The 14,759-nt window shown below is 56.5% G+C and carries 10 protein-coding genes; 1 reads left to right on the forward strand and 9 read right to left on the reverse strand.

Translation table 11 applies throughout. From position 1 onward, the window contains the following. The 9 genes from VNZ60_RS23905 to gyrA all read right to left on the reverse strand — a co-directional run. Positions 1 to 324: S1 RNA-binding domain-containing protein (locus VNZ60_RS23905; protein WP_325663713.1), on the reverse strand; the 324-nt coding region annotated here is incomplete at its 3' end. Between the two features lie 175 nt (positions 325 to 499). Continuing rightward, on the reverse strand, positions 500 to 1,171 hold the full coding sequence (gene cmk / locus VNZ60_RS23910; RefSeq protein ID WP_325663696.1) for a (d)CMP kinase: 672 nt from the start codon (positions 1,169 to 1,171) through the stop codon (positions 500 to 502). A 104-nt stretch (positions 1,172 to 1,275) separates the two neighbouring features. After that, positions 1,276 to 4,776 carry a DEAD/DEAH box helicase gene (locus tag VNZ60_RS23915; RefSeq protein ID WP_325663698.1) on the reverse strand — a complete coding sequence of 1,167 codons (3,501 nt, stop codon included), beginning with the start codon at positions 4,774 to 4,776 and terminating at the stop codon, positions 1,276 to 1,278. A gap of 15 nt (positions 4,777 to 4,791) precedes the next feature. Beyond that, a complete protein-coding gene (aroA, locus tag VNZ60_RS23920) occupies positions 4,792 to 6,132 on the reverse strand; it encodes a 3-phosphoshikimate 1-carboxyvinyltransferase (protein WP_325663700.1) in 1,341 nt (446 codons plus the stop codon). Between the two features lies 1 nt (position 6,133). Beyond that, positions 6,134 to 7,033: a prephenate dehydrogenase gene (locus VNZ60_RS23925; RefSeq protein ID WP_325663702.1), complete on the reverse strand. Its 900-nt coding sequence runs from the start codon at positions 7,031 to 7,033 to the stop codon at positions 6,134 to 6,136. Between the two features lie 60 nt (positions 7,034 to 7,093). Continuing rightward, complete coding sequence (hisC, locus tag VNZ60_RS23930) at positions 7,094 to 8,200, reverse strand: histidinol-phosphate transaminase (RefSeq protein WP_325663704.1); 1,107 nt, start codon at positions 8,198 to 8,200, stop codon at positions 7,094 to 7,096. A 75-nt stretch (positions 8,201 to 8,275) separates the two neighbouring features. Beyond that, complete coding sequence (gene pheA / locus VNZ60_RS23935; RefSeq protein WP_325663706.1) at positions 8,276 to 9,349, reverse strand: prephenate dehydratase; 1,074 nt, start codon at positions 9,347 to 9,349, stop codon at positions 8,276 to 8,278. A gap of 57 nt (positions 9,350 to 9,406) precedes the next feature. Continuing rightward, a complete protein-coding gene (gene serC, locus VNZ60_RS23940) occupies positions 9,407 to 10,513 on the reverse strand; it encodes a 3-phosphoserine/phosphohydroxythreonine transaminase (protein WP_325663708.1) in 1,107 nt (368 codons plus the stop codon). Between the two features lie 128 nt (positions 10,514 to 10,641). Then, positions 10,642 to 13,317 carry a DNA gyrase subunit A gene (gene gyrA / locus VNZ60_RS23945; RefSeq protein ID WP_325663710.1) on the reverse strand — a complete coding sequence of 892 codons (2,676 nt, stop codon included), beginning with the start codon at positions 13,315 to 13,317 and terminating at the stop codon, positions 10,642 to 10,644. 434 nt (positions 13,318 to 13,751) lie between these two features. On the opposite strand from gyrA, the gene VNZ60_RS23950 reads away from it, so the two are divergent. Continuing rightward, entirely contained in the window at positions 13,752 to 14,438 is a 687-nt protein-coding gene (locus VNZ60_RS23950; RefSeq protein ID WP_325663711.1) for an OmpA family protein, read from the forward strand. The last annotated feature ends 321 nt before the right edge of the window (positions 14,439 to 14,759 follow it).

The following is a 14,759-nucleotide window of genomic DNA, read 5'->3' on the forward strand; positions in this document are numbered from 1 at the left end:
CGAGAGCCACGATGCCAGACGCTTGGCCTTGTCGCGCGACAGGATGGTGTCGCCGAAACCGTTTTCCAGCGATTCGATAGCGACGGAGATGAAATCGCCGACAGCTACTTCGAGTTCGCCGTTGTCATTTTTAAATTCTTCAATTGGAATGAAGGCTTCCGACTTGAGGCCAGCGTTGACGATAACGAAGTTATGGTCAAGGCGCACGACTTCAGCAGAAATCACTTCACCAGAACGCATGTCTTGACGTGACAGCGATTCTTCAAACAGCGCGGCGAATTCATTAGCGCCGGCAGATGCAGGGGACAGAACAGTGATGGACATAGTTTTGACTAGTTGGCCAGTATTGCCGCGCAAGGTACTTACTAGGATGCGGTCAATAAAGGGTTAGGTTTTTCAACGTCCGGCCAGACTTTGCGTCAGACCGAACACCAAGATACAACAAAAAAACAACGTGTTAATTCATGTTTGAGACTTAAACACCTCTCACACTACTCAATCAGATTGGCTTGGTTGCAGCGTACCAGTGGAGTACTTGTTCGACCGCCTGATCGACAGTCATTGCAGAAGTATCCAGCAAATACGCCCCTTCCGCGGCCTTCAACGGTGCCGAGCTGCGGTTGCTATCGCGCGCATCACGCTCCGTCAAATCCTTTGAGAGGTCTTCCATATTAGCAGAAAAACCCTTGTCAATCAATTGCTTATAGCGCCGTTCGGCCCTGGCCTCGACGCTGGCCGTCAAAAATACTTTCAAACCGGCGTGCGGAAAAATCACCGTACCCATATCGCGGCCGTCGGCAACCAGCCCGGGATGTTGCCGAAAACTTAACTGCAAGCCAAACAAGGCTTGCCTGACTGTTGGTATGGCGGCAATCTTCGAAGCCAGGTTTCCCACTGCTTCGGCCCGGATCTCATTCGACACATCCTCGTTCGCCAGGAAAATATGCGCGCCGTTGAAATGGCAATGCAAATGCTCGGCAGCCTTGGCCAAGGCATGCTCATCGTCCAGCGGCGTAGCGCGCCGCATCACCGACAAGGCCGTCAGCCGATACAAAGCGCCGGAATCGAGATAATGAAAACCCAAGTGTTGCGCAACTTTCTGCGCCACTGTGCCTTTACCGGATGCCGTTGGGCCATCAATGGTGATGACAGGGATGTGGGGATTAGGCATAGGAATATTCGATGGATATTATTAAAATTAATGCGATTAAAATTATTGCTCGTGTGAAATGCAGCTGGCACTTACGCTAGTTATTACTCTGACTATTGCTCTGACTATTGCTCTGACAAAGGCGCAAAAATTGCCTGCAAATCGTCTTGCGTCAATCCGATACTCTGGGTTTCGCCTTCGGGAGAAAGCATTGCCTGTGCCAGATCAGCTTTCTTTTGCTGCAGCAACTGAATGCTTTCCTCTACCGTGCCCTTGGCGATCAATTTATAGACGAATACCGGCTTGTCCTGGCCGATGCGCCAGGCCCTGTCGGTAGCCTGGCTTTCTGCCGCAGGATTCCACCAAGGATCGTAGTGAATCACGGTGTCCGCCGCGGTCAGGTTGAGGCCGACGCCGCCGGCCTTCAGGCTGATCAGGAACACCGGCACCTCGCCGTCCTGGAAGCTGCGCACCGCCTCAGCCCGGTCCAGGGTGGCGCCGGTCAGCAAGGCATAGCCGATATCGCGCTGCCGCAGTTCGGCAGCAATCAGCGTCAGCATACTGGTAAATTGCGAAAATACGAGAATCCGCCGGCCTTCCTGGCGCAACTCTTCCAGCATTTCCAACAACTCAAGCAACTTGGCTGACGGCAGCTCGGCCTGCGCGGCTTCGGCTGCGGGGGATTCAGTTTTGAGCAAACGCGGATCGCAGCAAGCCTGGCGCAACTTCAGCAACGCTTCGAGGATCACGATATGGCTGCGCGCGACGCCTTTCTTGGCGACTTCTTCGCGCACCTTTTTATCCATCACCAGACGGACGTTTTCGTACAGATCGCGTTGTGCGCCGCTCAGTGTCACCGACCGCAGCATCTCGGTTTTCGGCGGCAGCTCCTTGGCTACCTTGTCTTTGGTCCTGCGCAGCAAAAAGGGCTTGATACGGCGGCCTAATAACGCGCGTCGGGTAGCGTCGCCCTGCTTCTCGATCGGCTGCCGGAAATCGCGGTTGAAGGTTTTTTCATCGCCCAGCAAACCCGGCAGCAAGAAATGAAACTGCGCCCACAACTCACCCAGATGATTTTCCACCGGCGTGCCGGTGAGGCAGAGGCGATGGCGTGCATTCAACAAGGCCGCGCTTTGCGCCACCTTGGAACGAGGATTCTTGATGTAATGCGCCTCATCCAGAATCAATAAATGGAAGGCATGCTGGCGCCAGCGTTCTTCATCGCGCGGCAGCAAGGCATACGTGGTCAGCACCAGGTCGAACTGGGCGATCTGCTCGAACTGTTCCAGCCGCTGTTTTCCCTGCAGCACCAGCACTCGCAGTTCGGGCGCAAAGCGCAGCGCTTCCTGCTGCCAGTTATCCATCAAGCTGGTGGGTGCGATCACCAGCGCCGGCGCAGTCAGGCGCCCGCTTTGTTTCTCAACCAGGATATGCGCCAGGGTCTGTACCGTCTTGCCCAAGCCCATATCGTCGGCCAGGATGCCGGCCAGATCGTATTCGCGCAGAAACTGCATCCAGGCCAGGCCGTCCAGCTGATAATCACGTAATGTCGCTTGCAGGCCGGGCGGTGGCGTAATTTTCTGGATACCGCCAAAGGTATTGAGTTTCTGTCCCATGCTGCGCAGACGATCGCCGCCCACCCAACGCAACTTGGCGCCCGCGTCCAACTCCGCGAGGCGGGCGGCGTCGAGCGTGGACAAACGCACCGGGCCATCCGATTTTTCCGCAAAATACAATTCACCCAAAGTGTTCAGGATCGGCTTGATCCGGCCCCAGGGCATGGCGACATGAACACCGTCGGACAAGCGCACCAGCAACTCGTCCTGATCGTCACGCTGGGCCATGTTGCGCGGATCGAAATCCTGGGGAGCCTGGCGGATCAAATCGACCAGCAAAGGCAGCAGGGGCACCCGCTGGCGATTGACCACGATCCCTAACTCAAGCTCGAACGAGGTGCTGGCTGATTGGTTGCCAATCTCGTCCGCCGCCTCCTCAATCTCTGCATACCAGTCTTCGACCGCAACCACATCAAAACGGTATTCGGCACGCTTGTCGATCTGCCAGCCTTGCGCTATCAGGCTTGGCAAACCCTCTTTGGCAAAGCGCAGCCAGGACGCCTGGTCCGGCTGCATGAACATGCCAGGCATCATCGCCAGGGGATGTTGCGTGCCCTGCAGAGGCTGCATGCCGAGCGCCATCAACACTTGCTTGAGAGCTGCCTCGGCTTCCTGGTCACGCACGATCTGTTCGATGCCCGCCGGCGTGTTGCGGCTCAGCGTCGGCGTAAATTGGGTCGAGACGATTTCACCGTCGTAACGAAAATGCAGTTCGGCAAAATCCTGCATCAGCGGATTGCTGACGCTGGGCAGACTCCCCAGGACCAGCAAAGGCTGCGGTGCAATATTCTTGCGAATCGTCTGCGGCACTTGCGGCGGGAACGGAATCACATCGTTCAAACCTTGGCTCAGCAATTGCTGGGCGACGGCCAGACGATCGTCAGGATCCAGCAAGGGAGCTTGTAGCACCAGATCGTTGAGCGCCTTGCTGGAAATACTGGTGTTGCGATGCGGCAGCAGCAATTCTCCACACGATAGATTATCCACATACCAAGGCGGCTCGGTCGGCAACAGGTAATCGAGATTCTTCCGTGCATGGCTGGATTTTGTCCCGCTATCGTTCCCGCTACCGGTCTCGTGTTCCGCTTCGAATTGCCAGCCTAGTTGCCACATATCGCGCACAACGTCGCGGCTGTCGTCCACCGCCTCATACCAGGCCAGGCTGGCACGACGCGTAGCGGCAAGCTGTAAAGGATAGGCGGTGCCCTTGGCCAGATCGGCCAGGGAATTGGCCCATAACAAACGCTGCTGCTGCAATAAAGCGTGCAGCAGTTGCGCGCCAAGCTTGCCACTCAATTCACAGGCCGCGTGCTGCGCATGGTTGCCATCATTTTGAGCAACGAACAAACCAATCAGATCACGATCTTCCGGGCGCAACAATACGGCGGGATCGGACAGCAAGCGCGGCACATCCGTCACCGGCTGCGCTGACAGAAACTGGCCGTTCGGACGCTGCTGCGCCTTGCATAAATGCAGTACGGCTTTCTTACCGTTATAAGCAGCGGACAGGACAAACAACAGCTGATGCGTGGCGGCTTTCTGGCGCAATCCGGACGACTGTGCCGGCGCCGATCCGAGCGTTGCGATTTCGCTTTCAACCCGTGTCAGCCAGGCCTCCATCGGCCGTGCCAGCACTGGCGTCACCTGGGATTTTGGCGCGGCCGCGCGCTTTACCGTCACGGCCGGTTGCGGCAGTGACGGTTCTCCGGCAGGGATCGCCGGCTGATCGCTGGCTGGCCGCTGCAGATATTCAATCAAGGCCGCTGCCACGTGCTTGCAATTGGATCCGACCGGACAGGAGCAGACACTATCGATGTCAGGCGTATCGCGAAATACGGATAGCGTGATTTCCTGTTGATAGATGTTGCTGCCGCTGCCTTGAACCGTCGCATTGAGGACGTCGCCATCCTGTTCGACAGCCAGCACGCGCCGCTGGCGGACGTACTCCTGACCGCGATCGTAGGTTGCCTGGTGCAACACGTCGCGCACATCGGCAAGTGTCAAATTCATGCGCGGCCCGCCGCCTTACAATAAAGTCTGTTCGGCGATTTGCGCGAAGACAGTGAAATAATCGGGGAAAGTCTTGGCCACGCATTGCGGATCATTGATGCGCACCGTAGTGCCGCGCAACGCAGCGCCGTCCAGCGCAGCCAGCGAAAAACACATCGCCATGCGATGGTCGTCATAGGTATCGATAGTCGCCGCTTGCAGTTGCGACGGCGGCGTCACGCGCAGGTAATCGCTGCCCTCTTCAATCGTCGCGCCCAGTTTGCGCAACTCGGTTGCCATGGCGCTGAGGCGGTCGGTTTCCTTGACACGCCAGCTGGCGATATTGCGCAAGGTGCTGGGGCCGTCGGCGTAGAGCGCAGCGACTGCAATCGTCATCGCGGCGTCGGGGATATGGTTGAAATCGGCGTCGATAGCTTTTAATACCCCACTCGACGATGATTCAATCCAGTTGTCGCCCATTGTGATAGTGGCTCCCATCTGCTGCAAGGCTTCGATAAAACGGACATCGCCCTGGATGCTGTTTTTGCCGACGCCTTCGACCCGCAACGGGCCGCCGGCAATCGCACCGGCCGCCAGGAAATAAGAAGCCGACGAAGCGTCGCCCTCAACATGGATGATCTTGGGACTTTGGTATTGCTGGCCGGCAGCGACCGTGAACGATTGCCAACCATTGCGCTCGACTGTCACGCCGAAACGCTGCATCAGGTTCAGGGTGATTTCAATGTAGGGCTTGGAAATCAATTCGCCGATCACTTCTATCGTCACGGCTTCATGCTTGGCCATCAACGGCGCCGCCATCAGCAAGGCGGTCAGGAACTGGCTCGAGACGTTGCCGCGCACCTGCATGCGCTGGGTATGCAACTGGCCACGCTGGATATGCAATGGCGGATAACCGGCAACGCCGGTATAAGCAATCCGGGTGCCGACGGCATTCAAGGCATCGACCAGATCGCCGATCGGCCGCTCGTGCATGCGCGCCACGCCGTGCAGCGTATAGTCGCCGCCCATTGCCGCCAGGGCCGCAGTCAGCGGGCGGATGGCGGTGCCAGCGTTGCCCATGAACAGATCGGCCTGATGCACCGGAAAACTGCCGCCGCTGCCCTGCACTGTATAAGTCTGCGTGCCTTCCGCCTGCTCCCAAACCACGCCCAACTGCTTGAGCGCCATCAACATGACCAAGGTATCGTCGGACGCCAGCAAATCAAGAATCTCGGTGCTGCCGTTGGCCAGCGCCGCCAGCAGCAAGGTGCGGTTGGAAATGCTCTTGGAGCCGGGTAGCCGGACTGTCCCTTGCACCCTCGCTACCGGATGCAAATCGATGTACTTGGGATAGTGTTGCTTGCGTTGTGAAGTCATATTAATTGCCACCTTCTTTATTCTGTTGTTCTGCCGCCTCGATGGCGCTGATCCAGTTGTGCCTGGCCTGTTGCGCATTGCTGTAGATGGCTTCCAGCGCAGGGCCGTCGCCAGCCGCCAGCAAGCCGCGCAAGCGCGTCAGTTGCAGCAGGTAAGCATCCAGCTCGCCCAGCAAGGCGCTCCGGTTTGCCAATGAAATATCGCGCCACATTTCCGGTGATGAACCGGCGATCCGCGTGAAATCGCGAAAGCCGCTGGCGGCGTATTGAAATAGCGAGTCGGCATGCGGTTTGTTGGCAATATCGTCCACCAAGGCATACGCCAGCACATGCGGCAAATGGCTGACCGCGGCAAACACGGCATCGTGCTGCTGCGCCGAGAGGCGATGTATCAGCGCGCCGCACTGCTGCCATGCGGCGGCGACCCTGGCGATATCCTGCTCGGCATTTTCCGGCAGCGGCGTCAGCACCACTTTTTTGCCGACATACAGATCGGCCAGCGCTGCCTCGGGGCCATTCTGTTCGCGACCGGCAATCGGATGCCCGGGCACAAACTGGGCGATCTTGTCGCCCAGCGCGGTGCGCGCAGCCAGCACCACGTCGGATTTGGTGCTGCCGGCGTCGGTAACGATAGTGCCGACTTGCAGATGTGGCTGGATGCTGGCCAGGATAGCGCCGGTCTGCGCCACCGGCGCCGCGATCAGGATCAGGTCAGCGCCGGCGACAGCCTCAGCCACCGTGGCGGCGATGCTGTCGATAACTCCCAATTCCTGGGCGCGCTGCAAGGTCGAGAGCTGACGGCCGACTCCGACCAGTTGCTCCACCGCGCCGGCCTTTTTCAACGCCAGGGCAAAAGAACCGCCGATCAGTCCTACACCAAATATTGCGATTTTCTTGAACACGAATGAAGCTTTAATAAAAATTAGTCGAAGCTAGAGTTTTAAGACGTCAGCGCGTCAGCGTCAGCTCAGCAGTTTTTTCAGAGCATCGATGAAGGCCGCGTTTTCATTTGGCAAACCGACGGTGACGCGCAACCACTGCGGCAAGCCATAGTTGGCGACCGGACGCACAATAATGCCCTGCTTCAGCAACGCCAGATTGACACGCTCGCCGGCAGCTTCATCCGCGCCGACTTTGACCATGACGAAGTTACCGAACGATGGCACATATTCCAAACCCATTTCATCGAAGGTCTGTGTCAGTTGCTTATATCCGTCACGATTCAGTTGCGCGCTACGCTGCAGAAAAGCAGTATCGTTCAAGGCCGCCACTGCGGCTGCCTGCGCCAAGGAATTGACGTTAAACGGCTGGCGGATCCGGTTCAGCAAATCGGTGATCACCGGTTGCGCGATGCCGAAGCCGATGCGCAAGCCGGCCAGACCGTAGGCTTTCGACATGGTGCGCGACACCAGCAAGTTGGGATATTTGCGGACCCAGGCAATCGAATCGTACTGTAGCTCTGGCGCCAGGTATTCGTTGTACGCCTCGTCCAGCACCACCACCACCTGCGGCGGCACGCGCGCCAGGAAAGCCTCAAGCTCGGCCGCCGGTACGAAGCTACCGGTAGGATTATTCGGATTGGCGATGAAGATCAGCTTGGTATCATCGGTAATGGCGGCCGCCATCGCTTCCAGATCATGGCCGTAATCCTTGGCCTTGACCACGATGGCGCGGGCGCCGACGGCTTGGGTTGCCAGCGCATACACTACAAAAGAGTACTCCGCATACATCGCGGCTTGCCCGGCTTGCACAAAAGCGTGGGTGGCCAATTCAAGGATATCGTTGCTGCCGTTGCCAAGCGTAATCCACTCTGCCGGCACGTCGTACTTGGCGGTAATCGCGGCTTTCAATTCAAAACCGTTGGCGTCTGGATAACGGCCGATATCGGCCACTGCTTTTTGCATCGCCAAACGCGCTGATTCGGGCATGCCTAGCGGGTTTTCATTGGATGCCAGCTTGATGATCCTGGCTTCGTCCAGGCCAAACTCGCGCGCCACTTCGGCAATCGGCTTGCCGCCTTGATATGGGGCGATAGCGCGTACATACTCTGGACCAAATTTAATTGACATTGTCTGCTTTCAGAACAAATTATTCATACGAGATACTGCGATGAGATATTGCGTAATATTGATTTACACGCCATCTTAAAAACTGCGCGGATACGATCCCAGCAGCTTGTAGAACGCGGCGTTTTGCTGCAACTCCGCCAGCGCCTTGGCTACCTTGTCGTCTTCCGCATGGCCCTCGACGTCGACATAGAAATAATATTCCCATGAACCCATGCGCGCCGGCCGCGACTCGAAACGCGTCATCGAAACGCCGTGCTTGGCGAGCGGCGCCAGCAACTTGTATACCGCGCCGGCCTTGTTCGCTACCGACAACACCAGCGAAGTCTGGTCCTTGCCGCTGGCGCCGTTTTTCAGGCGGCCGATTACGGCAAAACGGGTGCGATTATGCGGGTCATCCTGGATATGAGCGCTGACGATTTGCAAATCGTATTTTTGCGCGGCGATCTCGCCGGCAATCCCCGCCACCGTGGCATTTTCGCTGGCCATGCGCGCCGCTTCCGCATTGGAAGCGACCGCTTGCCGTTCAATATTCGGGTAATGCTGATTGAGCCAGGCGTTGCATTGCGCCAGCGCTTGCGAGTGAGCGCAAATGCGGGTCACGGCATCCATACTGCCATCCTTGCTCATCAGGCTGTGATGCACCGGAATCGATACTTCACCACTGATGTTGAGCGTGGTTTGCAACAGTAAATCGAGCGTACGATTGATCACGCCTTCGGATGAATTTTCAATCGGTACTACGCCGAAATCCGCGGTGCCGGCTTCTGCTGCGCGGAACACTTCATCAATCGACACGCAGGCCAGACCTTCTACCGCATGACCGAATTGCTGGTACACCGCTTGCTCGCTAAAAGTGCCAGCCGGGCCAAGATAGGCTACCGTGACGCGCTTTTCAAGAGCGCGGCAGGCCGACATCACTTCGCGGAAAATGGTTTGCACGTCGCTGCCTTGCAATGGTCCGGGATTGCGCTCGGCAACCTTGAGCAAGACTTGCGCCTCGCGCTCAGGGCGGAACACCGGCGCATTGGTCTCAGCCTTGACGTGACCGACTTCCTGCGCAATTTGTGCACGACGATTCAGCAAGGCCAGGATTTCCGCGTCAATCGCATCGATCTGCTGACGCAGGGGGAGGAGTTTATCTTCGCTCATGTTAACTGTATTTCTATCTCTGGTTCTCTTACTTGGCTAAGCAAATCATCGCTAAGGCTAACCGCGCCGCTTTTCAAATTCTTTCATGTACGCCACCAAGGCTTGCACACCGGCCACAGGCATCGCGTTGTAAATCGAGGCGCGCATGCCGCCGACCGACTTATGGCCCTTCAATTGCAACAAACCGCTTTCTTTGGCGCCTTCCAGGAACGCTTCGTTCAATGCTTCATCCGCGAGGAAAAAAGGCACGTTCATGCGCGAGCGGCTGTTGCGGGCGATTTTGGTCCGATAGAAATCGGTGGAATCCAGATAGTCATACAGCAGCGCTGCCTTGGCGATATTGCGCTGCTCCATCACGGCGACGCCGCCCTGTTTTTTTAGCCATTGGAACACCAGGCCGGCGATATAGATCGCATAGGTCGGCGGCGTGTTGTACATCGAATCGTTGTCGGCCACGATTTTCCAGTTGAATGCGGAAGGGCAAGCCGGCAAGGCATGGCCAAGCAAATCTTCACGCACCACCACCAAGGTCAATCCAGCCGGGCCGATATTCTTTTGCGCACCGCCGTAGATCACACCGTATTTGGATACATCCACCACGCGCGACAGAATGTGCGACGACATATCGGCCACCAGCGGTGCATTATTGGTTTCAGCGGCAATGTCGGGCGTGAACTGATATTCGACGCCGTCAATGGTTTCATTGCTGCAGATATGAACGTAAGCCGGGTCTTTGGAGAGCTGCCAGCTATCGCGCTCAGGAATTTGTGCGAAGTGACTGTCCTCGGAAGAGGCGGCGACATTGACGTTGCCATAGCGCCGCGCTTCTTTCAGCGACTTGGTCGACCAGGAACCAGTATTGATGTAATCGCTGGTTGCCGGCTGAGCCCGGCCGTTGCGGCCAAGCAGGTTGAGCGGAATAATCGCGTTCTCGGCAATCGCACCGCCTTGCATGAACAACAGTTTGTAATTGGCTGGGACCGCAAACAACTCGCGGAAATCGTGCTGTGCTGCTGCCAGAATCGACATGAACTCTTTGCCACGATGACTCATTTCCATCACGGACATGCCGCTGCCCTGCCAATCCAGCATTTCGGCGGCAGCTTGCTGCAACACCTCGTTCGGTAACACAGCGGGACCAGCAGAAAAATTATAGATAGGCATGATGAATATCGTCAGATAAAAAACCGAGATTGACTACGAACCAACAGATGGCGTTACGGTGTTGTTACTAGTGTTTAAACTCAAAACCTTGCGCGTCCCGGCTTGCAAGCCGGGACGCGGTACTCTTTTTATTCAGCTGCGGCGTCGGTAGCCCCACCTTCTTCGGTGTTGCCGCCAACATCGGCCTCGCCCCCGGCTTCGGCTTCGGCTTCAACTTCCACCTCGGCATCAGACTCAACCACGCGCTGCAAACCGCTCAGCTTGGTGCCGTCTTCAACCGCGATCAGCGTCACACCTTGCGTAGCGCGACCCATTTCACGGATCTCGGCAACCCGGGTACGGATCAGTACGCCGCCGGTGGTGATCAGGATGATTTCATCGCTAGGCTCAACCAAGGTCGCGGCAACTACCTTGCCGTTACGCTCGCTGGTCTGGATCGCGATCATGCCCTTGGTGCCGCGGCCATGGCGGGTGTACTCGGTGATTGGCGTCCGTTTGCCATAGCCGTTTTCAGTTGCGGTCAACACTGATTGCTGTTCGTTTTCGGCGACCAGCAAGGCGATTACCTGTTGGCCTTCTTCCAGGTTCATGCCACGCACACCGCGTGCGGTACGGCCCATCGGACGCACATCGTTTTCGTCAAAGCGCACAGCCTTGCCCGAATCCGAGAACAGCATCACGTCGTGCTGGCCGTCGGTCAGTGCAGCACCAATCAGAAAATCGCCCTCATCCAGGTCGACCGCGATGATGCCGGCCTTGCGTGGATTGCTGAAATCCGACAGCGGCGTCTTCTTGACGGTGCCCAGGCTAGTCGACATGAAGACATAACGGTCTTCAGGGAAGCTACGGTTGGCGCCGGACAATGGCAACACCACGGTAATCTTCTCGCCATCCTGCAGCGGGAACATATTGACGATAGGCTTGCCGCGCGAGTTGCGCGAGCCTTGCGGCACTTCCCAGATTTTCAGCCAGTACAAACGGCCGCGATTGCTGAAGCACAAAATGTAATCGTGGGTATTGCCGACGAACAGCTGATCGATCCAGTCGTCGTCCTTGGTGGCCATCGCTTGCTTGCCGCGGCCGCCGCGTTTTTGCGCACGATATTCGGAGACCGGTTGCGATTTCATGTAACCGGTATGCGACAAGGTCACCACCATGTCTTGCGGCGTGATCAAATCTTCGGTGCCGAGATCGGTAGGATTCAATTCGATCTGCGAACGACGCTCATCCTTGTTGCCGATGCCGTATTCGTTTTTGGCCGCAGTCATCTCGTCAGTGATGATGACGGTGACGCGTTCCGGCTTGGCCAGAATATCCAGCAAGTCGGCGATCTGCGCCATCACGTCTTTGTATTCATTGACGATCTTGTCTTGTTCCAGACCGGTCAAACGTTGCAAACGCATCTGCAGGATTTCCTGCGCCTGGTCGTCCGACAGCTTGTACAAACCGTCGCTTTGGATACCGTAATGCTTAGGCAGATTCTCGGGGCGGAAAGACTCGATGCCACCGATGTTTTCATCGCCGGTACGGGCCAGCATTTCGCGCACCATGGACGAATCCCAGGCACGCGCCATCAGCTCCGATTTCGCTACCGGCGGTGTCGGCGCGGCTTTGATGAGGGCGATAAAATCGTCGATATTGGCCAGCGCAACCGCCAGACCTTCCAGCACGTGGCCGCGTTCGCGCGCCTTGCGCAGTTCGAACACGGTACGCCGTGTCACGACTTCGCGGCGATGCGACAGGAAGCATTCCAGCATCTGCTTCAGGTTCAGCAGTTTTGGCTGGCCGTCCACCAGCGCCACCATGTTCATGCCGAAGGTGTCTTGCAGTTGCGTTTGCTTGTACAGATTGTTCAGCACCACTTCCGCGACTTCGCCGCGCTTGAGCTCGATCACCACGCGCATGCCGGACTTGTCCGACTCGTCGCGCAGATCGGAGATGCCTTCCAGCTTCTTGTCGCGCACCAGTTCGGCGATACGCTCCAGCAATGCCTTCTTGTTTACCTGGTACGGCAGTTCATCGATGATGATCGCGGTGCGGCCTTCACGTCCGAATTCTTCGAAGTGGGTCTTGGCGCGCATCACCACACGGCCGCGGCCGGTGCGATAACCATCGCGCACGCCGGACACGCCGTAGATGATGCCGGCGGTCGGGAAATCCGGCGCCGGGATGATTTCGATCAGCTCGTCGATCGTGCAATCGGCATTGCGCAGCACGTGCAAGGCGCCGTCGATCACTTCGGTCAGGTTGTGCGGCGGGATATTGGTCGCCATGCCGACCGCGATCCCGGACGAACCGTTGATCAGCAGGTTCGGGATACGCGTCGGCAGTACCGACGGTTCTTTTTCCTTGCCGTCGTAGTTCGGCACGAAATCGACGGTTTCCTTGTCCAGGTCGGCCAGCAGTTCACCGGCGATCTTGTCCAGGCGGCACTCGGTGTAACGCATCGCTGCCGCGCCGTCGCCGTCGATCGAACCGAAGTTACCCTGGCCGTCGACCAGCATGTAGCGCAGCGAAAACGGTTGCGCCATGCGCACCAGCGTGTCATAGATCGAAGCGTCGCCATGCGGGTGATATTTACCCATGGTCTCACCCACCACGCGCGCGCATTTCACGAACGGGCGATTCCAGACATTGTTCATTTCATGCATTGCGAACAAAACCCGGCGATGCACCGGCTTGAGGCCGTCGCGCACATCCGGCAGCGCACGGCCGACGATCACGCTCATCGCGTAATCGAGGTAGCTCTTGCGCATCTCTTCTTCGAGGGAAATTGGGATTGTTTCTTTAGCGAATTGATCCATTAGCGAGTCGGCGAGTCTTTAATTTTTCTAATTGCGGGACAGAGTTTAAGAGCCACCGCAGTGTGGCGAATTACTCTGTCCTCAACTAATCAGACAAAACGGTTAAGTTGCAAAGAACAGCAATTGTGGCCAGAGTCGTGACCAATACAGCGTGGCGGATTTCTCCAATACTCTGCCCTCCATTACTAAGGCCACCATTCAAAACAGGAATATCGGCATTAGCCTGATGCTGCCCGGAATGATAGCCATAAGACGTGTGATTTTAGCACGCGGGGAGGCCTGTTCCGCCTTTTCAGGGACGGATGAGATCCTGAGCGCTACGACTGGAAATCTGCCTGCCGGAAAAATATGTTTAAATGCCGCCTTGCCCGGTAATCAGGTCAGGTGATCTTAAAAACAATCCCGCTGCTACCATTTCTATCAGGAAATAATTTATGCGTTATTCAATTGCGCTCTGCCTATCGTTAGGCTCGGCCCTCGGCTCTGCACCCAATCTAGGTTTCGCCCAAACCACCGATGTCCAGGCCGCCCCTGGAAACAGTGCTTACTTGCAAGATGGACGCGGTCCAATTGTGCGTAGTCAAGATGGTTTGTGCTGGCGCTCCGGTTATTGGGAACAGAATGACGCTGTCACCGGTTGCGACGGCGCCCTGGTAGCGCCGGTAATGAAAGCTAGCGCACCGGCTCTGGTTGCAAACCCAATGATCGCCAACAATGAAAGCGCCCCGGAAATTGCCGCCGCGCAATGCAATGTCAGCGCAACGCTGGCGAGCGATCAAAATTTCAGTTTCGGCAAAGCAACATTGAGCAGTACGGCCAAGCAGCGCATCGACCAGCAGGTGATTGCCAAGTTAAGCAGCTGCACAAACACGGCCTATATATTAGTAACCGGGCATACCGATCGTCTTGGCTCAGAGAAATATAACCAAAAATTGTCAAAACAGCGCGCTGCCAATGTCGCGGGTTATTTGAAGAGCAAAGGCATCAGCAACAAAATCGAGATTGTCGGCGCCGGCGCATCCGAACCGATATTGAATTGCGGCAACAAACTGAATCGCAAAGAACTCATCAGTTGCCTGAGCCCAAATCGTCGAGTCGTAATAAAATTGCAATCGAATTAAAATAAAATAGATAGTTTTCTTACGCCGATGTAATATGTCGCCCGTGGTGGTGTTTTCATAATGCTATGTTGTATGAAAACAACGAAGCAGGCAAAACCTGAGCTGGATCATTTGGCATCCTTCGCTAGCGCTTGAAGCCTGTGGCAGAATGGTGGTCAAGTTCATTGCGTGTGGTCAACGCCACACGTAACGGCCTGAACCACGTGGTACTATCCAATTTTTGATGTCGTATATTAGTTGCGCAGTTAATCTGCGGATATCTCAACCGAGAGGAGAAACATGAATAAATTAGCAAAACTCGTCTTCGCTGCGTCCGCAGTC

The organism is Collimonas sp. (assembly GCF_035566375.1).
Taxonomy (GTDB): domain Bacteria; phylum Pseudomonadota; class Gammaproteobacteria; order Burkholderiales; family Burkholderiaceae_D; genus Collimonas.